Annotated in this window: 25 protein-coding genes; 24 read left to right on the forward strand and 1 reads right to left on the reverse strand. The window is 36.9% G+C overall.

What is annotated here, in order from left to right:
* Positions 1 to 12 precede the first annotated feature (12 nt).
* From GMB29_RS08240 to GMB29_RS08275, 8 genes are all read left to right on the forward strand, one after another.
* Positions 13 to 717, forward strand: a complete 705-nt coding sequence (locus GMB29_RS08240; RefSeq protein WP_136351754.1) for a CoA transferase subunit A — start codon at positions 13 to 15, stop codon at positions 715 to 717.
* Positions 702 to 1364: a 3-oxoacid CoA-transferase subunit B gene (locus GMB29_RS08245; RefSeq protein WP_136351753.1), complete on the forward strand. Its 663-nt coding sequence runs from the start codon at positions 702 to 704 to the stop codon at positions 1362 to 1364. Before GMB29_RS08240 ends, GMB29_RS08245 begins: the two co-directional genes overlap by 16 nt.
* 45 nt (positions 1365 to 1409) lie before the next feature.
* Complete coding sequence (locus tag GMB29_RS08250) at positions 1410 to 2675, forward strand: peptidase (protein WP_136351863.1); 1266 nt, start codon at positions 1410 to 1412, stop codon at positions 2673 to 2675.
* A 307-nt stretch (positions 2676 to 2982) separates the two neighbouring features.
* A complete protein-coding gene (locus tag GMB29_RS08255; protein WP_136351752.1) occupies positions 2983 to 4302 on the forward strand; it encodes an aminotransferase family protein in 1320 nt (439 codons plus the stop codon).
* A gap of 195 nt (positions 4303 to 4497) precedes the next feature.
* Entirely contained in the window at positions 4498 to 4710 is a 213-nt protein-coding gene (locus GMB29_RS27975; protein WP_155443853.1) for a GNAT family N-acetyltransferase, read from the forward strand.
* The gene (locus GMB29_RS27980) at positions 4703 to 4864 is read left to right on the forward strand and encodes a GNAT family N-acetyltransferase (RefSeq protein ID WP_168733762.1); all 162 of its coding nucleotides are present in this window, start codon (positions 4703 to 4705) and stop codon (positions 4862 to 4864) included. The genes GMB29_RS27975 and GMB29_RS27980 overlap by 8 nt, the downstream gene beginning before the upstream one ends.
* 188 nt (positions 4865 to 5052) lie before the next feature.
* Positions 5053 to 6057, forward strand: coding sequence for a DUF3231 family protein (locus GMB29_RS08270; protein ID WP_136351750.1), 1005 nt, complete (start codon positions 5053 to 5055; stop codon positions 6055 to 6057).
* 321 nt (positions 6058 to 6378) lie between these two features.
* Positions 6379 to 7140, forward strand: coding sequence for a T7SS effector LXG polymorphic toxin (locus GMB29_RS08275; RefSeq protein WP_168733761.1), 762 nt, complete (start codon positions 6379 to 6381; stop codon positions 7138 to 7140).
* A 261-nt stretch (positions 7141 to 7401) separates the two neighbouring features.
* Here the strand turns inward: GMB29_RS08275 and GMB29_RS08280 are convergent, their stop codons facing one another.
* On the reverse strand, positions 7402 to 7839 hold the full coding sequence (locus GMB29_RS08280) for an RrF2 family transcriptional regulator (protein WP_136351748.1): 438 nt from the start codon (positions 7837 to 7839) through the stop codon (positions 7402 to 7404).
* A gap of 204 nt (positions 7840 to 8043) precedes the next feature.
* On the opposite strand from GMB29_RS08280, the gene GMB29_RS08285 reads away from it, so the two are divergent.
* From GMB29_RS08285 to GMB29_RS08360, 16 genes are all read left to right on the forward strand, one after another.
* Positions 8044 to 8532 (forward strand): cysteine dioxygenase, encoded by a 489-nt coding sequence (locus GMB29_RS08285; protein ID WP_136351747.1) that lies wholly within the window; start codon positions 8044 to 8046, stop codon positions 8530 to 8532.
* Positions 8533 to 8544: 12 nt separating this feature from the next.
* Positions 8545 to 9978 carry a 4-hydroxyphenylacetate 3-hydroxylase family protein gene (locus tag GMB29_RS08290; RefSeq protein WP_136351746.1) on the forward strand — a complete coding sequence of 478 codons (1434 nt, stop codon included), beginning with the start codon at positions 8545 to 8547 and terminating at the stop codon, positions 9976 to 9978.
* A 408-nt stretch (positions 9979 to 10386) separates the two neighbouring features.
* A complete protein-coding gene (locus GMB29_RS08295; RefSeq protein ID WP_136351745.1) occupies positions 10387 to 10521 on the forward strand; it encodes a BA3454 family stress response protein in 135 nt (44 codons plus the stop codon).
* 184 nt (positions 10522 to 10705) lie between these two features.
* Positions 10706 to 11653: a class II fructose-bisphosphatase gene (gene glpX, locus GMB29_RS08300; RefSeq protein WP_136351744.1), complete on the forward strand. Its 948-nt coding sequence runs from the start codon at positions 10706 to 10708 to the stop codon at positions 11651 to 11653.
* A gap of 298 nt (positions 11654 to 11951) precedes the next feature.
* Entirely contained in the window at positions 11952 to 12620 is a 669-nt protein-coding gene (gene rpiA, locus GMB29_RS08305; protein WP_136351743.1) for a ribose-5-phosphate isomerase RpiA, read from the forward strand.
* Between the two features lie 287 nt (positions 12621 to 12907).
* Positions 12908 to 14428, forward strand: coding sequence for a glucose-6-phosphate dehydrogenase (gene zwf, locus GMB29_RS08310; RefSeq protein WP_136351742.1), 1521 nt, complete (start codon positions 12908 to 12910; stop codon positions 14426 to 14428).
* 26 nt (positions 14429 to 14454) lie between these two features.
* Positions 14455 to 16449 (forward strand): transketolase, encoded by a 1995-nt coding sequence (gene tkt, locus GMB29_RS08315; protein ID WP_136351741.1) that lies wholly within the window; start codon positions 14455 to 14457, stop codon positions 16447 to 16449.
* Between the two features lie 23 nt (positions 16450 to 16472).
* The gene (gene gnd / locus GMB29_RS08320) at positions 16473 to 17369 is read left to right on the forward strand and encodes a phosphogluconate dehydrogenase (NAD(+)-dependent, decarboxylating) (RefSeq protein WP_136351740.1); all 897 of its coding nucleotides are present in this window, start codon (positions 16473 to 16475) and stop codon (positions 17367 to 17369) included.
* 44 nt (positions 17370 to 17413) lie between these two features.
* Complete coding sequence (fsa, locus tag GMB29_RS08325) at positions 17414 to 18082, forward strand: fructose-6-phosphate aldolase (protein WP_136351739.1); 669 nt, start codon at positions 17414 to 17416, stop codon at positions 18080 to 18082.
* Positions 18083 to 18210: 128 nt separating this feature from the next.
* Positions 18211 to 19548 (forward strand): glucose-6-phosphate isomerase, encoded by a 1338-nt coding sequence (locus GMB29_RS08330; protein WP_136351738.1) that lies wholly within the window; start codon positions 18211 to 18213, stop codon positions 19546 to 19548.
* 378 nt (positions 19549 to 19926) lie between these two features.
* Positions 19927 to 20559 (forward strand): FMN-dependent NADH-azoreductase, encoded by a 633-nt coding sequence (locus tag GMB29_RS08335; protein WP_136351737.1) that lies wholly within the window; start codon positions 19927 to 19929, stop codon positions 20557 to 20559.
* Positions 20560 to 21191: 632 nt separating this feature from the next.
* Entirely contained in the window at positions 21192 to 21635 is a 444-nt protein-coding gene (locus tag GMB29_RS08340) for a MarR family winged helix-turn-helix transcriptional regulator (protein WP_136351736.1), read from the forward strand.
* A gap of 52 nt (positions 21636 to 21687) precedes the next feature.
* On the forward strand, positions 21688 to 22629 hold the full coding sequence (locus tag GMB29_RS08345; protein ID WP_136351735.1) for a ring-cleaving dioxygenase: 942 nt from the start codon (positions 21688 to 21690) through the stop codon (positions 22627 to 22629).
* 16 nt (positions 22630 to 22645) lie between these two features.
* Positions 22646 to 23704 carry an LLM class flavin-dependent oxidoreductase gene (locus GMB29_RS08350; protein WP_136351734.1) on the forward strand — a complete coding sequence of 353 codons (1059 nt, stop codon included), beginning with the start codon at positions 22646 to 22648 and terminating at the stop codon, positions 23702 to 23704.
* A gap of 12 nt (positions 23705 to 23716) precedes the next feature.
* On the forward strand, positions 23717 to 24283 hold the full coding sequence (locus GMB29_RS08355) for an NADPH-dependent FMN reductase (protein ID WP_136351733.1): 567 nt from the start codon (positions 23717 to 23719) through the stop codon (positions 24281 to 24283).
* A gap of 65 nt (positions 24284 to 24348) precedes the next feature.
* Positions 24349 to 24639 carry a HesB/YadR/YfhF family protein gene (locus GMB29_RS08360; protein ID WP_136351732.1) on the forward strand — a complete coding sequence of 97 codons (291 nt, stop codon included), beginning with the start codon at positions 24349 to 24351 and terminating at the stop codon, positions 24637 to 24639.
* Positions 24640 to 24737: the final 98 nt, after the last annotated feature.

Here is a 24737-nt window from a genome sequence, read left to right on the forward strand (position 1 = left end):
AGGGGAAATGATATGACACAATCACCTCCAAAGAAATTAATGAACAAAGTAGTCGGCATTGAAGAAGCACTGGCACATATACAAGATGGAAGTACTGTTATGTTTGGAGGATTCGGTGGAATTGGGAATCCGCCAACACTTATTAAAGGGATGCTTGATAAAGGTGTAAAAGATTTAACCTTGATTGGTAATGACACTGGATTTCCTGAAATAGGAATTGGCAGATTGGTGAGTCAAGGAAGGGCAAAAAAACTCATTGTTTCACATATTGGTTCAAACCCTTTTGCAGGCCAACTCATGATGGAAGGGAAAATGGAGGTTGAATTTTCTCCGCAGGGGACGCTTGCTGAACGGATTCGTGCCGGCGGGGTTGGACTCGGTGGTATTTTAACAGATATTGGGCTTGATAGTATGGTCGAAGATGGCAAACAAAAGGTAACCGTAAATGGGATGGATTTTTTGCTTGAAACTGCATTAACTGCTGATATTTCAATTGTTTATGCAAAAAAGGCAGATCATTTCGGTAATTTAATTTTTGAAACGAGTGCCCGCAATACCAATCCGTTAGTAGCAATGGCAGGTCGATTGACGATAGCAGAAGTTGAAGAAATCGTTGAAGTCGGTGAACTGAACCCCGAAATGATTGTAACTCCAGGGATTTATGTCGATCTTGTCATTCAAAGTAAAGGGGTTGATTGGAAATGGGCATGGGAGTAGATGTACGTAACAAAATTGCCAAACGCGCCGCACAGGAAATTAAAGACGGAATGATCGTGAATTTAGGGATTGGGATTCCCTCGCTTGTACCGAATCATCTTTCTCCAACTATCAATGTTATGTTTCATGCAGAAAATGGTGTCCTCGGGATTGGGAAATCTCCTGAGAAAGGGGAAGAAGATCCAACTTTATGTAATGCTGGAGGATTTCCTGTCACAATTGTCCCTGGTGCTTCTTATTTTGACAGTGCAACTGCTTTTGGCATGATTCGTTCAGGAGCTTTAGATATAACGATTCTTGGCGGCTTAGAAGTAAGTGAAACAGGTGACCTAGCCAATTGGATTGTACCGGGTAAAAGAGTTCCAGGTATTGGCGGTGCGATGGAGTTAGCAAAAAAAGCGAAAAAAGTCATTGTAGTCATGAATCATTGTAACAAAAAGGGAGAGCCGAAAATTTTAAAAACTTGTACATTGCCACTAACCGCAAAAGCGTGTGTAAGTATGATCATTACAGATATGGCTGTCATAGCCGTGACAGAAGAAGGATTACTCTTAAAAGAAGTCATGGCACCATATACAGCCATTGATGTTATTCAAAAAACAGGTGCACCACTGCGCATTTCAAAGGATTTAGCGACAGTTCAGTAAGTCAAACGTTTGAAAGGAGGACATCGATTGGGTGACAACAATAGTATGCTAGGGGCTCAAATCAACCATTGGCTCACTCGTAATCGTGAAGAAGGTATACAGCTTCTACAGAAGTTAGTGCAGGCAGGCAGTACACAAGGAAATGAAGCAGAGGCACAGGCGCTAATTGCCAAAACACTTTTAAACATCGGATTAAAGGTAGATCGTTGGGAACCAGATGGAAACGAATTAGAAAAACATCCATACTTCGCATCACCGCGAACAACTTTTAAAGGAAGCCCAAATGTTGTTGGTATCTTAAAGGGAACAGGCGGCGGGCGCTCCCTCATTTTAAATGGACATATCGATGTTGTCCCAGAAGGTGATCCCGCACAATGGGAGCATGATCCATTCAGTGGAAAAGTAATAGATGGGAAAATGTACGGCCGCGGTGTAACAGATATGAAAGGCGGAAATGTCTCCTTATTATTAGCATTATCCGCGCTACGTGCCTTAGGCATCCCTTTAAAAGGTGATGTTTTTTTTCAAAGTGTTGTCGAGGAAGAAAGTGGCGGTGCCGGGACACTTGCGGCCATTTTACGAGGGTATAAGGCAGATGCAGCGATTATCCCCGAACCAACCAATATGAAAATATTCCCGAAACAGCAAGGCTCGATGTGGTTTAGAATTCACATAAAAGGGCGCTCAGCACATGGAGGCACAAGGTATGAGGGTGTTAGTGCCATTGAAAAATCGCTGCTTGTCGTTGATCATATTCGTAAGCTGGAAACACGCAGAAATGAACGAATGACTGACCCCCTTTACAGCAAAATCCCCATTCCTATCCCAATCAATATTGGAAAAATCGAAGGTGGTGACTGGCCATCTTCTGTTGCAGATCTCGTCAAATTAGAAGGACGAATGGGCGTATCTCCGGAAGAAACAATGGAAGAAGCCAAAAATGAAATGAAAAGCTGGCTCGAAAAACTGGCAGATATTGATCCATGGTTTAAACAACAGCCAGTCATACTTGAATGGTTTGGCGCGAGATGGGTTCCAGGTGCGATTGAAAAACAGCATGAGTTTGTTACATCATTATCATCAAGCTATCGAAATGTTCTCGGTGAAGAACCAGTTGTCGAAGCTTCCCCATGGGGAACAGACGGTGGCCTTTTAACAAATGTCGGTGCAACCCCAACGATCATATTTGGACCAGGAATAACTGAAAAAGCCCATTTTCCAAATGAATATATTGAAATAAACAAAGTATTCGAAGCAGCAGAAATCATTGCCTTAACAATTGTGAATTGGTGTGGGATTGAGGAAGAATAAGCGGGTTAATAAAAGTATTTTGACGAGATGTAATAAAGCAGCGGGAAAGTCATATATCAGTGAAATTCACGTTATATAAGCAGGAAAAGTCATATATCAGCGAAATTCACGTTATATCAGCGAGAAATAAAATATATCAGCGAAATTCACATTATATCAGCGAGAAAAGTCATATACCAGCGAAATTCACGTTATATCAGCGAAAAAAAAATATATCAGCGAAGTTCTCATTTTATCAGTGAACATACCAACAAAACCCACAATTTTTTACTCCTAACGCCCAACCAAAAAAGAAAAGAGGGATAACATGCCACATCATACAGAAGACATTCGTCTTCTTGAGGAACTTGATAAAAAGCATTTCCTTCATCCGACATCCTCGATTCAACAGCAGCAGGATGAAGGGCCTGCGTTTATTTTCAAAGAAGGAAGAGGAATTTATCTTGAGGATGTAAAAGGGAACATTGTCATTGATGGCATGTCATCGCTCTGGAATGTGAATGTTGGCCATGGCAGAGAGGAATTAGGTGAAGTGGCAAAAGCACAGATGACAAAACTTGCGTATACGTCAAGTTTTGCGACATTCAGTAATGAACCTGCCATTCGACTTTCAGCAAAGCTTGCAGAATTGGCACCAGGTGATCTGTGTGCTACCTTTTTTACTTCAGGCGGATCTGAAGCGAATGATACAGCGTATAAGCTTGCCCGTCATTATTGGATTTTAAAGGGTGAACCCGAACGGAAAAAAATCATTTCAAGAACAAAATCCTATCACGGTGTTTCTATGGGAGCGACAAGTGCGACAGGTTTGAAGCCGTTTCGTGATTTTACGAGCTCACTTGCACCAGATTTTTTTCATGTTGACCACCATGATCCTGTTGCATTGCGCGACCTCATTGAAGCTGAGGGTCCAGAAACCATTGCTGCCTTCATCACAGAGCCTGTCCAAGGTGCTGGCGGCGTCCATATTGCTCAAGCCAACTACTTTAAAGAAGTGAAGGCCATTTGTGACATGTATGGGATTTTATTTATAACTGACGAAGTAATTACAGGGTTTGGCAGGACAGGAAAATGGTTTGGGATCGAGCATAACGGGATCACACCTGATATGATGTGTTTTGCAAAAGGGGTCACAAGCGGCTATGCCCAATTAGGAGGAGTCATGTTATCAAAGGAGCTTCATGATGATTTCAAAAAGCTTTCGACAGGTCCTTTATTGCATGGGTACACGTATAGCGGCCATGCGATGGCCTGTGCTGTTGCATTGAAAAATATTGAACTCATTGAAAAAGAAAACCTTGTTGAGAATGCAAAGTTGAAAGGGGGGGGATTAGTAGAAGGACTTCATTGGTTGCAGGAAAATAAAAAAATGGTAAGCAAAGTAAGAGGACTTGGGCTGATGGCTGCGATTGAACTAAGTGATGAGAACCTGAAAAAAGTGCAAATACCGATATCGTCATCCATTGTGAATGAAGCGGCAAAGCGTGGTCTCATTTGTCGTTCTGTCACCTTTGATGGACAGGATACAATTGTCCTTGCACCACCTCTCATCATAAAAAAAGAAGAAATTGAGAAAGTGGTTCTTCTTTTACATGATGCAATCGATGTGGTTGAACGTAAGAAATAATCCCTCTCCTATCAAATTTTATGATGATCACATCTATAAAAGCAGTGGATCGCACTGCTTTTCACACTTTTTTAAAGATATACAAGCAATAAGGCAGGTGGATGTTATCGATATTATAAAGTTGGAGAAACATCACATTCGATATTCACTTGATTTAGTGTGGACCGTTTTTCAGGAATTAGTATTATTCAGCACATGGTATTGAAGCATATAGGAAAATTTATTTCATACAAATCGATGATGGAAAAGGTTGAAGAAGAGGAACTGCACTTTTGGGGCTGTATGACGAATGATGAGTTAATAGGTGTAATAGCAATAAAAGGAATGAATCATATCTGTTTGTTGTTTGTGAAAAAAGAGTATCATAGGCAAGGGATCGCAAGGCGTTTATGTCAAAAAAGTGATTGAAAGGTGTAAAGAAGAGAAAAATAATAGCAAGTTGACAGTGAACTCCTCCCCATATGCACTAGGTATTTATCATCGTCTTGGCTTTGTTGAGTCAGATAAGGAGCAGACGATAAATGGGATTAGATTTACCCCAATGTCATATTTTTTAATGTAATGTGAAAGTAGACGACATCTTCATCATAGAGATGTTCGTCTTTATTTATTTCTGATGACAAGCTATGTTATTATTTGGCACTGGCGTTTCCGTGTATAAGTAAGTTATAAAATCGAGATGAAATGTATTAATCATTCGAAGGTGAGGGAAGACTACTTCATACTTACAGATTTTAGGAGGTGATTTGATTGGAAGATAAGCAAAGTATTAGGCTTACATCTGCAGAAGTAGCACACCTTTGGAACACATATATGAGTGACAGCATGGCCATTTGTGTCTTAAGTTATTTTTTAATACATATACAGGATACCGATATTAAGCCTATTATCGAAAAGTCGCTTAACCTATCAAAAAAACATGTGAATGACATCCAACAACTATTTAAAAAAGAGGGCTATACGATTCCTCAAGGGTTTACTGAAAGGGATCTAAACATGAATGCGCCTGCTTTGTTCTATGATACTTTTTACGTACATTATCTAAAACAAATGAGCAGGATAGGGATTAGCGCATATGGTTTAGGTCTATCAATTGCTGCTAGGGAGGATATAAGAAAATTTTATGAAAGTACATTGTTTGAATCGATCGCTCTTGATAATGATGTTACAAGTGTATTATTAAACAAAGGCTTGTATATAAGAGCTCCCTTTATTAATGCTCCAGAAAAAATTGAATTTGTTGATAATAATAATTTTTTAGGTGGACTCATCGGGCATCAACGCCCGCTTTTAGGAATGGAAATCGCTCATCTCTACGGGAACATGGAAACTGCTTCCATGGGGAAAGCATTATGTATCGCATTCAGCCAAGTGTCCAAAACAAATGAAGTGACGAAATTGCTACTTAAATTAAGGGATAAAGCAGGAAAGCAAATAGAATCTTTGGGTTCTAAATTAGAAGAAGGCCATTTAAAGGTTCCTATGACTTGGAATGATACGGTGACAGATTCAACTGTTGCCCCATTTTCAGATAAGTTAATGCTCTTTCATATTAATGCAGTGATGGCAACAGCAGTGGCTGATTACGGGATATCTTTAGCTGCTAGTGCAAGAAAAGACTTGTCATTAATGTATACAGTATTGATAACAGGACTAGGTGGTCAAATTGAAGAGGGAGCGAAAATCATGATTCAAAATGGCTGGTTGGAAAAACCGCCCTCTGCAACTGACCGGGATGCATTGGCAAGTAAATAGATCGACACATTATACTGTGAAAACGCTTGGACTTATCATGAACTGAACCCAAAAAGTTAGTTTAAACAGCTATCAAGGATTGGACCTGCAATTGTAAGTTTGTGTCCAACATTTAGGGTGCAGTTTAGTAATAACAAGCGTTTTTATGTTTTTTTGGGAGATGTTGAAAAAAGTGAAAAAAGTACTGTGCCGATCTCCATTTTTAAGAAGAAGTGTTCATGTAAAAAGCTATGAATCATTTTATAATAATACATAATTAAACCCTTAAACTGTATCGAATAATGGTTATAAATATAGTTGAAGAAGGAGAAGTCGGTACCTGTGAAAGTTTTTGAAGCGAAGACATTAATCGATTCCGTGGAAGCTAGGGTCAATCAGTATCAAGAGCTTCAGGAGAATCTTGATCAGTTAAAAAGGAAATGTCTGGATATTGTAAACCTGGATGACAACCTTAAAGGGAAGGGTGCAGCTGCCATAAAAGGGTTTTTTCAAGCCCATATTGATGTCATTGATGCATGGCTTCGTCTTATTATGAAACGAATCGCTTTTTTTAACGGAATCGCAGGGACAACAGAAGATCGTAACTTAGCTGGAATGACTGTGATCGATATTCCGTTTCTTGAAAATGAACTGCCATTAGCGGGTAATTTTGCAGAGGAACTGGTTACTAGTCAACAAGGTGAAGTACAAAAAATCTTTTCTCGAATTGATGATCTAATTGAACTAGATCTGTATTCAAATGAACGATTTTTAGAGCATATGGATCGGGCAGAAAGTAAACGAAGAGACACGATCACTGCTGTAGGCAATTTAGATCGTGAACTCACAACTGAATATCGAATTACTGAGAGTGACGAATACTTTGTCGAAACTTTATTGCAACAACTCCAAGATGCGACTCGCCAAGGAAATCAACTCTCTCCGGTTCACTTCAATGCCAAAACCTTCAAAACTAGTGAAGTCTACCAACTAAAAAAGCAAAGCGAAATACAGGCAAAGGAATACTTGTCCTATAAAGAGGAGCAAACAAAATTCAGAGAACAACTTAAAAACAAACAAGAGGAACAAGAAAAACTGTCATGAAAAAATGAAAGCTTTAGAAGGGGTGCCAATAATAACTAGACAAATATCATTTAATTATACGTCAAAAAAGGGCATCTTCTGAGTAATATCAGATGCTCTTTTTTATTCAGTGGCTATGCTTTGTTGGCTGCTATAGGTTTTCCTTAATGATATATATCTATATTAATAATTGAGAAGATTTGAACATCACCATATTTCATCTACATAAAGCAGAAAGCTTATCAACTTCTTAAGGAAGATAGATCTAACATTTTTAAAACTTTATTTAGAAAACTTACTAATTTTATAGATATTCCCTTCCAAAAGATCCTTCAAAGTCGTATGATCCAATAGGTCGGCCACTACATCACGAATTAAACCCCACAAGGGTTTTAAGACACATGCTTTGTCCTCGAGGGGGCAGTATTCGTAAGAATGGACGCTTACACAGCTCATTGGTGCAAGCGGTCCTTCGAGATCACGTATTACTTTTCCAATGACAATTAAATTTGATGGTACTTTCAATGTAAATCCACCATTTATTCCTCGTTTGCTTTTTACATACCCATGATTTTTCAATTGAAGCAATATTTGTTCAAGGTACTGTGAAGGAACTAAAGTTTCAGTAGCAATTTCTTTACTCTGAATGAGTTTGTTTTCGTTATTTCCTAATACGATAAGAGCTCTTAGAGCATATTCTCCTCTACTAGATATTTTCAAATCGGATGCCCTCCTTATAGAAAGACTTTTTACCATATTATTTTTTAAAAAAATAATTATACGTGATACGTCCATTTATATAAAAGTAGAGTACGTTTTTATAATCTTTTCATATTTTATTATTAAAAGTCGACTAAGTTTATCATGTTTCTCTACTTTGAATTAATTCATTGGAATAAAAAAACGAAGGAAGGGGTGTGAAAAATGGCTTTTCTAAGTCAAGTTAAAGAAAAGTTTAGTAATTTATCAACCTATAATCATCAAAGTTTGGCCTTTGCAGTTAAGGAGTTAGATCCAAAAATTGAGCAAATTTCCGACTTTCTAAAGCAGCCTGAGAACCTTGAATACGGAAGAAATGTCATATATAAAAATGAAGATGTTGAAGTAATTATTGTTTATTTCCCCGCAATGGCAAAAACATTGGTCCATGACCACGGTACATCTATCGGGTGTATAGCTGTAGTTGAAGGGGACCTGTTAAATGTAGTTTATAAGCACAAAGGAAATATATCGTACCCATTATATGAGGGGATACAGAATTATTCAAAAGGGGATGTCTTTCATGTGACCGGTGATACAATCCATATGATGTTTAATCCAACACTTTCACCAGTTGTTACCTTTCATGTGTATTCCTCACCATTAAATGGAGGTCGAATCTACACTGATCTTACAGACATGGAGAAGGATTGAAAGGAGAAAAACATGATAAGTATTAAGAAACAATATATACAGAGTTTACAAGACGGGAGAAATGTCTGGTTAGAAGGAAAGATAGTTGATGTGACGAAAGACCAAAACTTTTCGGGTACTTTATCTACCATCTCTAGCTTATTTAACATGTTTGAAGATCCAAATCAAAGAGATTTAATTGGATATATTAATAACGAAACAAATGAGTATGTTCATACTGCATTTTTAATCCCTCGCTCTTACGAGGATATATTGCAAAGAAGAAAGGCTTTTGAAGTATGGAGTCAATCAACGGACGGTGTTATGAGTCGTTTATCCGATTACGCAAGATCCAGATTAACTGGATGGTATGCTTCTAGAGAAAAGTATAAGGGATTTGATCAACACTTTTCAGAAAAAATAAGATCCTACTATGAAGAAGCCAGAGACAACCACCTTTTTTTAAGTGTTGTGCAAAGGGATCCCCAAATTAACCGCTCTATCCAAACTATTCCTGTACTAAAAGATTTAGGCTTGTTACAAATTACAAAAAAGACTGAGGATGGCGTATTTGTAAATGGAGCTAAGATGATAGGAACCGCAGCACCGTATAGCAACGACTTAATTATTTATCCGCTAGGAATGTTAAAAGAAGAACAGAAACATTTGGCCCATATGCTTGTGGTCGCAGCAAATTCTCCCGGATTGCATATGGTTTGCCGTGAATCCTTTGCTACAGATTCTTCAAGAAAAGCAGACAACCCAATTAGTTCCCAGTATGATGAAATGGATGCGTTGTTAATTTTTGATAATGTTTTTGTTCCATGGGAACGAGTATTGCTTTATGATAATCCGGAAGCAATATGGAAAATTAAATCTGACCCCGCATCGAATAGTTTAGCGTATCACCAGGCTATTATTCGACTAGGGACAAAATTGGAATTTGTGGCGGCTCTCGCTTGTGAGATTGCAGATGCTATAGGAGCCAATTCTTATCTTCACGTACAGGAAAAAATCGGTGAACTGATTATGCAGGTAAAAACAATTAGAGGTTTATTAATTGCTTCCGAGTGTCAAGGAAAGGTAGATGAATACGGAACTTTTCTTCCAGATTTTAGTTATATAGAAACAGCAAGAAACCTAGGTGCTAAATATTATCCGCGTGCAATAGAAATATTGCAGCTCATAGGTGCAGGAGGGTTTATTCAATTACCTTCAAGTGTTTTTGATTTCGAAGGTCCACTGTCACCACTTTTGAAGGAATATTTTAAAGGTGCAACTATTGATGCTGAAAACAGAACAAAACTATTTAAACTTGCCTGGGACTTAATCGGAAGTCCATTAGGGTCTAGACATGAATTATATGAGCGTTTTTACGCGGGAGACCCAATTCGAAATATAGCAAATCAGTATAATAATTATGATAAAAGTAGTTTAAAGAAGTTGGTAGAAAAGTATATTATATAAATTATTTAGAATTGATATTTTAATCAACCTTCATGGTCTATGATTTATTTCCATGGTTTCCTCGAGGCATGTTCGAACGAGACCCAGTCTAAAAGAAACTTAGAATCTAATTTAAAACTCATGAAATGAATACTAATTTAAATGTCCTGTTATAGATTGGGTTAAGTATAAAAAGTATCGATTGGCTTTAAGCCTTTCGATTTTTTTTATGCCTAAATTGTTTTGGGTATACTCTGATATCACCTCGTTTTAAATTTCACAAATTAGTCACATATTGCTTGACTAAAAAATATCCAGGGATTATTATGGTTACATAAAGTAACCTTGTTAATAAAAGTTCATTAGAAACTAGAGAGTAGTATTTCAGATAATAGATTAATAGATTTTTACAGAAAGGAGAAATCAGTAATGATCGAAATAATCGTTACAGTTGAATTGAATGGAAAGCATTATCAAACAAATGTAATTGGCTATAAAGAAATGTCAACTGAAAAAATTGAACGATTAGCTAAACAACAAGTATTTAAACAATGGGGTGAATAATAATCAATTTATATCCCATTCTTAACGGGCAGTAAAACCCAATCTTAAGATTCTAGAGAATCAAAGAAGATAGCTGGGGGATAACTGCCCGTAAAGATCGGATAAGTCTCGCTATCCATCAGTGGGGGCTGAAGAAAACCCCCACTGATGAAAGTCTCGCTTTATAAGAAAGGGAGTAGTTAGAATGGATAGAAATTTATCAATGGAACTTGTTAGAGTGACTGAAGCCGCAGCTTTAGCTGCTGGAAGATGGATGGGTAGAGGAAAGAAAGATGAAGCAGACGAAGCAGCAACACAAGCCATGAGGGAAATGTTTAATTCCATTCAGATGAACGGCACTGTTGTTATTGGGGAAGGTGAAATGGATGAAGCTCCGATGTTATATATTGGAGAACAATTAGGAACTGGTGATGGCCCTTTAGTTGATATTGCAGTAGATCCATTAGAAGGAACAAATATTGTTGCTGCAGGGACATGGAATGCTCTTGCAATCATAGCAGTTGCAGAGCGAGGTAATCTATTACATGCCCCAGATATGTATATGGAAAAGATTGCTGTAGGTCCAGAATCTGCCGGTAAAATTAATATCAACGCTCCTGTTATTGAGAATTTAACAGCTGTTGCAAAAGCAAAAAATAAAAATATTGAAGATCTTGTTGTGGCCATTTTAGATCGAGAAAGACATGAACAAATGATTCAGGAGATTCGTGACTCTGGTGCAAGAATTAAACTCATGCAAGATGGTGATGTAGCAGCTGCTATCAATACGGCATTTAAAAATACAGGTGTTGATATGATGCTTGGCTCTGGTGGAGCTCCAGAAGGTGTATTGGCTGCTGCGGCACTGAAATCATTGGGAGGGGAATTTCAAGGAAAACTGCTTCCACAAACAGATGAAGAAAAGATTCGTCTGAAGAAAATGGGCATTAGTGATTTTAATAGAGTTTTATTAATGGAAGACATTGTGAAAGGTGATGATGCCTATTTTGTAGCAACAGGTGTAACAAATGGGGAGCTTTTAAGAGGAGTACAATATAACGGGAAGATAGGGACTACTCACTCAGTCGTCATGCGTGCCAAGACAGGGACAGTTCGCTTTATAGAAGGACAGCATAGCGTGCAAAATCGCTGATTAATAATATTTAAACACATTTTACAGAGGAATAGTCATTTTTAAAAGTCTACTAAACAACTATGTTAAGTTTGTTTAATACTCGCAAAAGAGTACGAGTGTTAGGAGAAATGGGCAGCTTTGATGAATTTTCAAGAAATGGGAAAGTAAAAGATTAACTATACTATTTTGGAAATTTATTCTTAATTATCCTATCACCAGAATTTATATCCTAAGGTTGATAGGATAAGAAACTTAAGGCTTGCCGATAAGCCAAGTTTTTCTAATCTTTTGATCTTTTTAAAAAGGGGAGAAAACCATGATTGATAAAAAATTAGTCGGTGAAAAAGCAGTAGATTTTGTAAAAGATGGCATGGTAGTTGGACTAGGTACAGGTTCAACGGTGTATTATACGATCATCAAACTCGGAGAACTAGTGAAAGAAGGACTTTCAATTATAGGAATCCCTACTTCGATTCAAACGGAAGAATTAGCAAAAAAAGTAGGGATTCCAATCGGGGATTTTAAGGAGATTGAACAAATTGATGTCGCAATTGATGGTGCTGACGAGGTAGATTCTAATTTAAACCTTATTAAGGGTGGAGGTGGGGCTCTTTTGAGAGAAAAAATAATCGCAAAAGCAGCTAAAGCATTTATCGTCGTAGCTACCCCACCAAAAATGGTAGAAAAATTAGGTGCATTTAAGCTTCCAGTTGAAGTTGTTCCTTTTGGTACAGAATTAACGGAGAAGCATATTTGTGAACTTGGCGGTGAACCGTTACTTCGTCAATCTGAAGGTATTCCTTTTATGACTGATAACGGGAACTATATTTTTGATTGTATCTTCTTAGATATTTCAAATCCAAAAAAATTAGAGGAACATCTAAATATTATCCCAGGTGTTGTTGAAAATGGATTATTTGTCGGGATGTCCGATACGGTCATTACATTGGATCGGAATAAGAATGTCTTGTTCATAGAGAGATAATTCTTTTCCTTTTGATAATTAATAGTAACCTGTTTTTATTTATGGATTTATTAATGTTTCGAATTAACTTTTGAAGGTATTTTTGAAAATCTAAGATTATTTGAGGTTTTTTAAAGATAAAAAACGTTCATAAAATGTTCACATTTTACTTGACTATGGAAAATGCTAGTATTATTATGGTTATATAAAGTAACCGATATATTAAAAAGTAACTTAAATACTTTTTTGTTTAACTATTGGTTATTACTAACTTTAAACATTCTTGAAAGTAAAGAGGAGGAAAGAAAATGGAATCAATGACATTCATCTTATTCGGAGCAACTGGGGATTTAGCAAAGAGAAAGATTTTCCCTGCTTTATATAATTTATTTCTAGATCAAAAAATGCCGGATTCGATATCAATAATTGGACTAGGTAGAAGGGAAATGTCTGATCGCGAGTTTCAAAATCAAGTTGAACAATCGTTAAGAACTTTTTCTAGACGAATTGATTTTGATCGAACGAACTTATATAAGTTTCTCGATGCTTTTCGTTATAGTGAATTTAATGCAGTAAATCCAGAAGACTATAGAAAACTATTAAGTCTTGTCAAACAACGTGAAAATGAACGAAATATACCAGAAAATCGGATGTTTTATCTTTCAGTCGCACCAGAGTTTTTTGATCTGATTTCATTAAACATTAAAGAAAGTGGATTAGGTTCTACAAAAGGCTGGAAACGGCTAATCATTGAAAAGCCATTTGGACGTGATTTAGAATCTGCCAGGGAGTTAAATACAAGACTAAGTGAAGCATTTGAAGAGGATGAAATTTATCGTATTGACCATTATTTAGGGAAACCAATGGTACAAAATTTAGAAGCTTTAAAATTTGCGAATCCTATCTTACAACCTTTATGGAACAATCAACATATTGCTAACATCCAAATAACAGCTAGTGAAGTCGTGGGAGTAGAAGAACGAGCAGGTTATTATGACCAAGCTGGGGCCATTCGTGATATGTTCCAAAATCATATGTTACAAATGTTAATGATGACGGCTATGAATCAACCCAAAAAAATGAATGCAAATGAGATTCGAAATGAAAAGAGAAAAATAATCGAATCTCTTCGTGGATTAAAGAAAGAAGATGTAAGCCTGCATGTTGTTCGGGGTCAATATCGTTCAGGTGAAGCTTACGGTATGCAATTAGCTGGATATACAGAAGAACCTGGAGTTAATCCTACTTCTAAAAACGATACATTTGTTGCTGCAAAGGTCATGATTGACAATGAAAATTGGCAAGGGGTTCCTTTCTACATCCGAACAGGAAAAAGAATGAAAATAAAATCGACACGAATCGTCATTGAATTTAAAGATTCATTAAAAGAGTTATATGAGAACAAAAATGAAAAGATAATTCCTAATCTGTTAATCATCGAAATTAATCCGAATGAAAATATAACTTTACAATTAAATCATAAAAACCCATTGCATGATGGAAAAATCGAGCCGGTAAAAATTAACTTTTCAGCCGAGCAAAAAGGTGTTCCAGAAGCATATGAAAGATTGATTTTTGACGCGTTTCGCGGTGACTCTACTTTTTTTGCTCATTGGAAGGAAGTTGAAATGTCATGGGAATGGGTACAACCTATTCTTGATGCTTTTAAAGAAAATCTTCTGCCGCTTCATCTCTACGAAGCAGGCTCAAATGGTCCTGATGCAGCAGAAAGCTTACTTAAAGCAGATGGATTTAAATGGTGGCTTGATGAGGTAGATCTGGAAGAAAATGAAGAAAATAAGTCTGAGTTAGAATTTATCACACATTAAAAGATCTTAAGGAGGAATACAATCTCATGAGTGAAACAGTTGAAACTTTAGCTGTAAATACGATTCGAACATTATCTATTGATGCCATTAACCGTGCAAATTCAGGTCATCCTGGTTTACCGATGGGTGCCGCACCTATGGCTTACGCGTTATGGGCTAATCAATTAAACCATAATCCGCAAAATGCAAAATGGTTTGACCGTGACCGCTTTGTTCTTTCTGCAGGTCATGGCTCTAGCTTGTTATATAGCTTATTACATCTAACAGGATATGATGTTTCCATTGAGGATTTGAAAGGCTTCCGTAAATTAAATAGCAAAACACCTGGTCATCCTGAATTTGGTCACACTGATGGTGTTGAGGCTACAACAGGTCCATTAGGTCAAGGGATTGCAAATGCAGTTGGTATGGCAATGGCAGAAGCTCATTTAGCTGCAAAATTTAATAAAGAAGGTTTCCCTGTTATCGATCATTATACCTATGCTTTAGTAGGAGATGGGGATTTAATGGAAGGTATCTCCTATGAAGCAATGTCAATGGCTGGCCATATGAAGCTTGGGAAATTGATTGCATTGTATGATTCAAATGACATCTCATTAGATGGAACTTTGAATCTCTCTTTCTCAGAAAATATTCAAAAAAGAGCAGAATCTGCTAATTGGCATTATTTACGAGTTGATGATGGGAATAATGTGGCAGAGATCACAAAAGCAATTGAATTGGCAAAAGAAAACACAGAGCAACCAACAATTATTGAGATAAGAACGATTATTGGTTATGGGAGCCCAAAAGTTGCTGGAACAAATAAGGCTCATGGGAATCCGCTAGGTCTTGAAGAAGCAAAAGCGACAAAACAAAGTTACAAATGGGAATTTGAAGAGGAATTCTACGTACCTGAAGAAGTGAAAGCTCATTTCCAAGAATTAAAACAAAAAGGCATTGGTAAAGAAAATCAATGGAAAGAGTTATTTCATTCTTATAAAAAAGCATACCCAGAACTAGCGATCGAACTAGAAAAAGCGATTAATGGAGAAGTATTAATAGAAGTAAAAGATATCTTGACGTTCGATAAAGAAAAATCGGTATCTACTCGTGTAGCTAGTGGAGAAGCAATCAACCACTTTGTAAAGCAAGTTCCTGCTATTTTTGGAGGAAGTGCCGACCTTTCTCACTCAACAATGACAGATATCAAAGACCAAGAAAAATTTGCTTTCGATTCTTTTGCAGGTCGTAATATTTACTTTGGTGTTCGTGAACACGCAATGGGAGCTGCAGGTAACGGGATGGCCCTTCATGGGGGAGTGAAACCATTTGTAAGTACATTCTTTGTATTCAATGATTACTTACGCCCTTCTATTCGTTTAGCAGCATTACAAAAACTACCTATTACGTATGTATTTACACATGATTCAATTGCAGTAGGGGAAGATGGTCCAACACATGAACCAATTGAACATTTGGCTGCACTTCGGGCAATTCCAGGACTAACGGTTATTCGCCCATCTGATGCAAATGAAACGGCAAGTGCATGGGGCTACGCTTTAAACCAAACAGAAGGTCCGGTTGCATTAGTTCTAAGTCGTCAAAACTTACCTGTTTTTGATGAAACACAAGCAAATATTGAAAACCTTTCTAAAGGTGCCTATGTGTTAACTCAAACGAATGAAAATCCGGATGTCATACTCCTTGCTACTGGATCAGAGGTTTCCTTAGCAGTCAGTGCGAAAGCAGAACTTGAAAAAGATCATGTCTCAGTTCGAGTTGTTGCAATGCCAAGTTGGGAACTTTTCAGTCGCCAATCTGATGAATATAAAGAGCAAGTATTACCTTCATCTATTACAAACCGAGTGGCAATTGAAATGGGAATCTCGCTTGGTTGGGAACGCTACGTAGGAATGGATGGAAAAATAGTTTCAATTGAGACATTCGGTGCTTCTGGAACAGGAGCTGCTGTCATGGAGTTATTCGGATTTACAACAGAAAACATTGTTCAAACAACAAAAACTTTATTGAAAAAATAACCTTACTTTGAGGAGGAATTAGGATGCAAGTCGGCTTAATTGGATTAGGAAAAATGGGATTAAATCTGGGGAAAAACTTAATTGACCATAAACATCAAGTTGTGGCATATGATTTAAATATTAATGCTGTAGAAGAAATAAAAAAATATGGTGCGGAAGGTACGACGAATATTAAAGATCTTATTCAGTCATTAGAGCAACCAAGAATTTTGTGGATTATGGTACCACATCCTGTTGTTGATTCAGTTCTAACTGAAATCACTCCATTGTTGGATAAAGGAGATATCGTTATCGAGGCTGGTAATTCACACTACAAAGAATCCATACGTCGCTACAATCAAATGAAAGAATTTGGTGTTAGCTATATGGATGCTGGAACATCTGGCGGAATGGAAGGTGCTCGTAATGGAGCAAACTACATGATAGGAGGTGATCCTGAAGCTTGGGCGGTTGTTGAACCTATTTTCCGTGATACAGCTGTAGATAAAGGTTATATCTATGCAGGAAAACCAGGAAGCGGCCACTTCTTGAAAATGGTACACAATGGTATTGAATATGGCATGATGGCTGCAATTGGTGAAGGATTTGAGGTTTTAGAAAAAAGTGAATTTGATTATGACTATGAACAAGTAGCAAGAGTATGGAATAACGGCTCAGTTATTCGTTCATGGCTAATGGAGCTTACTGAAAATGCCTTCGCTAAAGATGCGAAACTTGATGATATAAAAGGGATTATGCATTCATCAGGTGAAGCAAAATGGACGCTTGAAACAGCGTTAGACTTACAAACTGCAACACCAGTCATCGCAATGTCATTATTAATGCGTTACAGATCACTAGATACTGATACATTTAATGGTAAAGTTGTCGCAGCACTTCGCAACGAGTTTGGCGGACATGCTGTGGAAAAGAATGAATAAAAACTAATACTTAAAAATTAATATAAAATTGGAGGGAAATGAAAATGAAATTTTTTATCGATACTGCAAATCTAGAGGATATTAAAAAAGCGTATAAAATGGGCGTTTTATCTGGTGTAACAACAAATCCATCTTTAGTTGCTAAAGAAGGTGTGAAATTCGAAGATCGTATTGAAGAAATTTTACAAGCAGTACCAGAAGTTGAATCAGTTTCAGCAGAAGTAACACCTGACGCAGTAACCGCTGAAGAAATGATCGCACAAGCAGAAGAGCTGATTAAAATTAATGGTGGAGATAAAAACATCACAATCAAAGTTCCGATGACAGTTGCAGGTTTAGAGGCAACTCGATACCTTACTAAAAAAGGTGTAAAAACAAATGTGACTCTTATCTTTACAGTAAACCAAGCGTTATTAGCTGCTCGAGCAGGTGCAACATATGTCTCTCCATTCTTAGGACGTTTAGATGATATTTCTGAAGATGGCGTACAATTAGTAGCTAAAATAGCTGAATTATTCCGTATTCATCAATTAGAATCACAAATCATTGCTGCTTCTGTTCGTCACCCAGATCACGTTACACGTGTAGCAATGGCAGGTGCCCACATTGCAACGATTCCTTACAGTGTCATTGAGCAACTAACGAAACACCCATTAACAGATCAAGGTATCGAAAAATTCGCTGCTGATTGGGAAAATGCACCTAAAAACTAAGTAGTTTATTCAAATAGAATTCAACTTTAATAGGAGCGTTAATTATTTTTGGACAAGCTGTACGATGACTAACGCTCCCTTGAAAATGAAAACTTACTAAACTTTAAAAACATTTAGGAGAGGATTATATGTCTATTACATTTGATTACTCAAATGCATTACCATTTATCGGGCAACATGAAGTGGATTATCTAAACGAATCTGTCAAAGCTGCACATCATATGCTTCATGAAAAAAAAGGCCCTGGTTCCGATTTTCTAGGTTGGGTGGATTTGCCTAGCAATTATGACAAAGAAGAATTTTCAAGAATTAAAAAAGCGGCTGAAAGAATTCGCAGTCATTCTGATGCTCTTATTGTAATTGGAATAGGTGGTTCATATTTAGGAGCAAGAGCTGCAATCGAAGCACTTACACATACGTTTCACAACCAAATGAATGGCAGTACTCAAGTATATTTTGCAGGTCAAAATATTAGCTCTACTTATATTACACATTTACTTGAAATGTTAGAAGGAAAAGATATCTCGATCAACGTGATTTCAAAATCAGGTACAACAACTGAACCAGCTGTTGCATTTCGTATTTTCCGTGACTATATGGAGAAAAAATACGGCAAAGAAGAAGTGAAAAACCGCATTTTTGTTACAACAGATAAAGAAAAAGGCGCACTAAAACAACTAGCAGATGCTGAAGGCTATGAATCTTTTGTAATTCCAGAGGATGTAGGGGGAAGATATTCTGTTTTGACAGCAGTAGGTCTTCTGCCGATTGCGACAGCTGGACTTAATATTGACCGCATGATGGAAGGTGCGGCGGCTGCTGCGGAAAAATACAATAATCCAGAGCTTTCAACAAATGAAAGTTACCAATATGCTGCAGTACGTAATGCCTTATACCGTAAAGGGAAAACAATCGAGCTGTTAGTAAACTATGAACCTTCCTTACATTATGTTTCTGAGTGGTGGAAACAATTAAATGGAGAAAGTGAAGGGAAAGACCAAAAAGGACTATTTCCTGCATCAGTTGATTTTTCAACAGATTTACATTCAATGGGACAATATGTGCAAGAAGGTCGCCGTGATCTAATTGAAACTGTCCTCCAAGTTAAAAAGCCACAGATTGAACTGACCATTCAAGAAGATCCAGATAATATTGATGGGTTGAACTTTTTGGCAGGAAAAACAATGGATGAAGTAAACAAAAAGGCTTTCCAAGGAACAGTACTAGCTCATGTTGACGGAGGAGTACCAAATTTAGTCATCGAATTGGATGAATTAACGGAATTTACATTCGGTGAAATGGTGTACTTCTTTGAAAAAGCTACTGCAATCAGTGGACATTTATTAGGCGTAAATCCGTTTGATCAACCAGGTGTTGAAGCATATAAAACGAATATGTTTGCATTACTAGGCAAGCCAGGATTTGAAAAGGAAAAAGAGACTTTACTTAAACGATTATCTAAATAATATTATTGAAAAATATACCCTTATTTGTGAGCTTAGTTTATCTAAGCTCCAATAAGGGTTTCTATAACTTTTACAAACCTGAAATTTAACTTGTTTACAATTCTCAAACAAGTTATTTTTTAGAATTTTATCTCGAACTAAACTTTAAGCATTAAATTTAATAATCCAGAGTCTGAAACAATCTCAGATCAGTTCAATTTTTGTCTTTTCTTATTTCAGCTAAATCAATTGTAAGTTGATCCAAACGTTGCTTAGTCAATGGATATAGAAAAGCTAATAATGTGATTACGTTTTGTTTTGTTGACTTTTATACTAGATTAATATATTATTAATTCAAGATAACTTAATTCGAGATAAACAATGGAGAATGACAATATAATGAACGTATTAGTAGTAAAAGCAAATAACCGCCCAGCTTCAGATGCTGTATCAAGTAAAATGTATGAAACTTTCATGGAGAACATAGAAGGTGTAAACGTAACAACCTATGATGTATTTGCAGAAGATATGCCTTACTTTGGACAAGAGTTATTCAACGCTTTCGGTAAAGTAGAATCAGGCGAAGAAATGACAGATGTTGAACAACGACTTTTAACTGCAAAACAAAAAGCAATGGATGCATTAACAGCAGCAGACGTAGTTGTATTTGCGTTCCCATTATGGAACTTAACAATCCCAGCTAAATTACAAACATTCATCGACTATGTGTACCAAGCTGGTTTTACATTCAAATATGATGAAAATGGCCAAGCAGTACAATTAATGACTGACAAAAAAGCGATTATTCTAAGTGCACGTGGTGGCGTCTACTCAACACCAGAAGCGGCACCTATGGAAATGGCTGCTACTTATATTAAAAATGTTGTTGGCGGCGTATTCGGTATGGAAATCATTGATGAAGTGATTATTGAAGGTCATAATGCAATGCCAGATCAAGCACAAACCATTATTGCTGAAGGTTTAGAAAAAGTTGCAGCTGTGGCAAAAAATGTAGCAGCAGTAACAGTTTAATAAATTTTAAACAAAAGTGTCATTCAGAAACGTGATGAATGAGTGTGACAGGACAAGCTGTTGTAATTGATGGTGGTTATACGGCACAATAATATAAAAATTATAAGAAATTGAATTAGCCTCTAAACTTTTAATTAATTTAGGGGCTTTTTAATTTTAAAATATGGCTCTTTTCGCAAAGATTGTTGTTTTTAGCAAGTAACAAATTCGAACAAAATGTTGATTGAAATGGATATGCGAGACGCCTGCGGGAGAGCGTGCCCAGGAGACCCCGCAAGTGCAAAAATTGAAGAAGGATCTAAGAAATGATCCAACTTTTTTATAAAGGAATGATCCAATTGAATATATTAAGAGCGTTTCTTGATCAATCTTTTTTTTAAACACGTTTTTTTATTCGTTTATCAAGGATATTAGTGTCAATTTGTTCAAACATTATTCTAAAGTAACAGCTAATACATTTAGGTGGAAAAGGAAAAATAATATTTTTGTTTTGCAATCGGCCTCCATTCTTAATATGGTATCTTTTGTATGGGCCAAAATGAATAAATCTCGAATTCGAGACTTTTAACTTGATTTCTTATCAATTGAGTGGTAAAGTGATACTAAGATTAGTGATAGGGGAGGGAAACGACATGCGGAATAATACGAGGGGATCGTTAATCTGGTTACGTTTGATGCGTTTTACGAACCAAAGTAATCAGCTGTCGAATGATTTTTTAAAGAGATTTGATTTAACAACTGCACAATTTGATGTGCTCATGCAAATTCAAGTGTATCAGCCACTCACTCAAATTGAGTTAGCTGAAAAAGTAACGGTCACGCAAGGCGGGATTTCCCGTATGCTTGCTCGACTTGAGAAAGAAGGCTATATTGTGCGTAAGCAAGATTGGAAAACGAAAACAATTAGCCTTACTGAGAAGGGAGAAGCGATTTTAGAAGAGGCGATGCCAGCTCAGCTAGCGTTTCAATCGTCATTCTTTGAAGATGTATTAAACGAGGAAGAAACGAAAACATTATACTCATTGATGACACGTGTTCATAAACATAGCCAAAAGAAAGAATTACCGCCTGAATAATTTTTTTACACTATCACTTGACTAATCAAGTTAAAAATAAGGAGGAACCACAATGTATAAAATTCCTGGACACCACCATATTTCGATGATTACAAAAAACGCTCAGATGAATAATCAATTTTATCAAAAGGTATTAGGCTTACGCAGGGTAAAAAAGACTGTCAACCAAGATAATCCTTCTATGTATCACTTATTTTACGGAGATTTAACAGGAAGTGCAGGTACAGAGCTATCCTTTTTTGAAATGCCGATTGCTGGAAGAACGACTCGTGGAACAAATGCAATTACGCAAATTGGTTTACTTGTACCATCATTTGAAAGTCTTGAATATTGGAAAAAGCGTTTTGAGCTATTAGATGTTAAGCACGGAGAAATTACAACATACGCAGGCCGAAAAGCACTTCCATTTGAAGATACAGAAGGGTTACGCCTTATTTTACTTAATAATAACGACGAAGAAATACCAGAATACTGGTCGACTTGGGAAGATTCTATCGTGGAGCAAAAGCATCAAATTTTAGGTATGGGGACTGTGGAAATAACAGTGCGTTATTTGGAAAGAACGGCTAAAACGTTAAAGGATATGTTCGGCTATGTAGAAGTAGCTCGTTCAGAAAAAGAGGCAATTTATCAGTCTGTTGCAGGGCAGGCATTTGGCGAAATTGTTGTGAAGCAGCAAGAGGGGCCGAGTGAAAAGCCAGGTCGAGGAAGTATTCATCATTTGGCAATTCGTGTGAAAAATGAGGAAGAGCTCATTTTTTGGGACAAAGTGGTGAAAGATCATGGCTTCCAGTCAACAGGTGTTGTTGACCGTTTTTACTTCCAAAGCTTATATTTCCGAGATTCGAATGGTATTTTATTCGAAATTGCGACAGATGGACCTGGATTTACAACAGATTCAACGATCGAAGCATTAGGAGAAAATTTAGATTTACCACCATTCTTAGAAGAAAAACGTTCAGAAATTGAAGCAAGTTTAAAGCCACTTGATTAAAAAGGAGAGAATGAAAATGGAACAATATCGTATTGATACAAATAAAGGAATTGAATTTGGATTATATTCGATTGGTGAACATTTACCAAACCCATTAACAGGAAGTCGTATTAGCGCCGAACAACGTATTCATGAATTAATTGAGGCAAGTAAGCTAGCAGATGAGGCGGGACTTGATGTATTTGCTGTCGGTGAAAGCCATCAAACATATTTTACAACACAAGCCCATACGGTCATTTTAGGTGCTATTGCACAAGCAACAAAAAATATTAAAATTGCTAGCTCAGCAACGGTGTTAAGTACGTCAGACCCCGTTCGTGTATACGAAGATTTTGCGACACTCGATTTAATCTCAAAAGGTCGAGCTGAAATTGTTGCTGGACGTGGATCACGTGTTGGGGCGTATAGCTTGCTTGGTTATGATGTTCGTGATTATGAAGAATTATTTGAAGAAAAAATGGAACTTCTTATGAAGATAAATGCCGAAGAAAAGGTGACATGGGAAGGTCAATTCCGTGCACCACTGGAAAATGCGTCTATTCTTCCACAACCTAAAAATGGCCATCTGCCGATTTGGCGTGCTGTAGGTGGCCCGCCAGCAAGTGCCATTAAAGCAGGTTATGCAGGTGTACCAATGATGCTGACGACACTTGGTGGCCCAGCGATTAATTTTAAAGTAGCTGTAGATGCTTATCGTGAGGCAGCTGAGCGAAATGGTTTTGACCCAGAAGGACTTCCAATTGCAACAACAAGTTTATTTTACACGGCAGAAAATTCACAGGATGCACTTCGTGAATACTATCCACATGTGAATTCAGGTATGCAGGCATTAAAAGGTGGTGGCTATCCAAAGCAACAGTTCGCACAAGCAACTGACTATCGTGATGCGTTAATGGTTGGTAGCCCACAGCAAATTATTGAAAAAATGCTCTATCAATATGAACTATATGGTCAACAGAGATTCTTGGCAGAAATTGATTTTGGTGGCGTACCATTCGATAAAATTGCGAAAAATATTGAGCTGATCGCAACAGAGATTTTGCCAGCAATTAAGAAACATACAGTCAAAAAATAAGGAGAAGATAACATGAAAATCGTAGGAATTTCTGGCTCTAACGTAGGGTCTAAAACAAGAACAGCGATTGATTATACACTCAAAATGGCTCGTAAAAAATATCCAGATGCAGATATTACATTGCTTGACCTCGCAGAATACGAAATAGTCTTTAGTGATGGACGTAATTATTGGGAATATGAGGGCGACACAAAGTATGTAACAGAAACAATCATGGCAGCTGATGCCATCATTATTGGTACACCTGTTTTCCAAGCATCTATTCCCGCTATATTAAAGAATATATTTGATTTACTTCCAGTAAACGCATTTCGCGATAAAGTTGTAAGTATGCTTGTGACAGCTGGTACACCAAAGCATTACTTAATGGTAGAACAACAATTAAAACCTATTTTGGCTTATATGAAAGCACAAATCGTTCAGACCTATGTATTTATCGAAGAAAAGGATTTTCATCGGAAAGAAATGACAAATGATGATGTGTTATTCCGAATTGAGCGTTTGGTCGAAGATACAGTAGTACTAACTGAAACATTTACGAGTATTCGTGAAGCTAAAGAAGCAGAATACGATTTTTAATAGATAAATAACTGTAACATCAATTGTTTTATAGTGAGTTTATTAGAAAGGAAAGAGGTAAAGAGATGAATTTTGAGGTGAGTAAAGAAGCAGCAGAATGGTATAAAAACGAAATGGATTTAGAGCAAGGCGATTATGTTCGATACTACATTCAGCTCTACGGTGGTATTCCTACTGTCCATCCGAATTATTCTTTAGGTGTATCAATAGGAAAAGAAGGAAATATTGCTATTAAAGATGTGGTCGAAGGAATTACTTTTTACTTTAATGATGAAGATTCCTGGTTTTTGGAGGAATTTAATATGAAAGTTGTTTTAGAGAAAGAAGAGTTAGAATTTATTTTTCATAGAAAGTAGAGTAATGATTAAATATCAATTGTAAAATAGGTTTGAAATACCCATTAACAATAGTTGAAACTTGTCAAAAAACAGCCTTTGCTCAACTTGAGCAAAGG

The sequence above is a fragment of the Metabacillus sediminilitoris genome (genome assembly GCF_009720625.1).
Lineage (GTDB): Bacteria > Bacillota > Bacilli > Bacillales > Bacillaceae > Metabacillus > Metabacillus sediminilitoris.

What these genes read in the sequence shown, in the direction of transcription:
- GMB29_RS08240 (WP_136351754.1), top strand. Translation starts at nt 13, where the DNA reads ATGACACAATCACCTCCAAAGAAATTAATGAACAAAGTAGTCGGCATT.
- GMB29_RS08245 (WP_136351753.1), top strand. Translation starts at nt 702, where the DNA reads ATGGGCATGGGAGTAGATGTACGTAACAAAATTGCCAAACGCGCCGCA.
- GMB29_RS08250 (WP_136351863.1), top strand. Translation starts at nt 1,410, where the DNA reads ATGCTAGGGGCTCAAATCAACCATTGGCTCACTCGTAATCGTGAAGAA.
- GMB29_RS08255 (WP_136351752.1), top strand. Translation starts at nt 2,983, where the DNA reads ATGCCACATCATACAGAAGACATTCGTCTTCTTGAGGAACTTGATAAA.
- GMB29_RS27975 (WP_155443853.1), top strand. Translation starts at nt 4,498, where the DNA reads ATGGTATTGAAGCATATAGGAAAATTTATTTCATACAAATCGATGATG.
- GMB29_RS08285 (WP_136351747.1), top strand. Translation starts at nt 8,044, where the DNA reads ATGGCTTTTCTAAGTCAAGTTAAAGAAAAGTTTAGTAATTTATCAACC.
- GMB29_RS08290 (WP_136351746.1), top strand. Translation starts at nt 8,545, where the DNA reads ATGATAAGTATTAAGAAACAATATATACAGAGTTTACAAGACGGGAGA.
- GMB29_RS08295 (WP_136351745.1), top strand. Translation starts at nt 10,387, where the DNA reads ATGATCGAAATAATCGTTACAGTTGAATTGAATGGAAAGCATTATCAA.
- glpX (WP_136351744.1), top strand. Translation starts at nt 10,706, where the DNA reads ATGGATAGAAATTTATCAATGGAACTTGTTAGAGTGACTGAAGCCGCA.
- rpiA (WP_136351743.1), top strand. Translation starts at nt 11,952, where the DNA reads ATGATTGATAAAAAATTAGTCGGTGAAAAAGCAGTAGATTTTGTAAAA.
- zwf (WP_136351742.1), top strand. Translation starts at nt 12,908, where the DNA reads ATGGAATCAATGACATTCATCTTATTCGGAGCAACTGGGGATTTAGCA.
- tkt (WP_136351741.1), top strand. Translation starts at nt 14,455, where the DNA reads ATGAGTGAAACAGTTGAAACTTTAGCTGTAAATACGATTCGAACATTA.
- gnd (WP_136351740.1), top strand. Translation starts at nt 16,473, where the DNA reads ATGCAAGTCGGCTTAATTGGATTAGGAAAAATGGGATTAAATCTGGGG.
- fsa (WP_136351739.1), top strand. Translation starts at nt 17,414, where the DNA reads ATGAAATTTTTTATCGATACTGCAAATCTAGAGGATATTAAAAAAGCG.
- GMB29_RS08330 (WP_136351738.1), top strand. Translation starts at nt 18,211, where the DNA reads ATGTCTATTACATTTGATTACTCAAATGCATTACCATTTATCGGGCAA.
- GMB29_RS08335 (WP_136351737.1), top strand. Translation starts at nt 19,927, where the DNA reads ATGAACGTATTAGTAGTAAAAGCAAATAACCGCCCAGCTTCAGATGCT.
- GMB29_RS08340 (WP_136351736.1), top strand. Translation starts at nt 21,192, where the DNA reads ATGCGGAATAATACGAGGGGATCGTTAATCTGGTTACGTTTGATGCGT.
- GMB29_RS08345 (WP_136351735.1), top strand. Translation starts at nt 21,688, where the DNA reads ATGTATAAAATTCCTGGACACCACCATATTTCGATGATTACAAAAAAC.
- GMB29_RS08350 (WP_136351734.1), top strand. Translation starts at nt 22,646, where the DNA reads ATGGAACAATATCGTATTGATACAAATAAAGGAATTGAATTTGGATTA.
- GMB29_RS08355 (WP_136351733.1), top strand. Translation starts at nt 23,717, where the DNA reads ATGAAAATCGTAGGAATTTCTGGCTCTAACGTAGGGTCTAAAACAAGA.
- GMB29_RS08360 (WP_136351732.1), top strand. Translation starts at nt 24,349, where the DNA reads ATGAATTTTGAGGTGAGTAAAGAAGCAGCAGAATGGTATAAAAACGAA.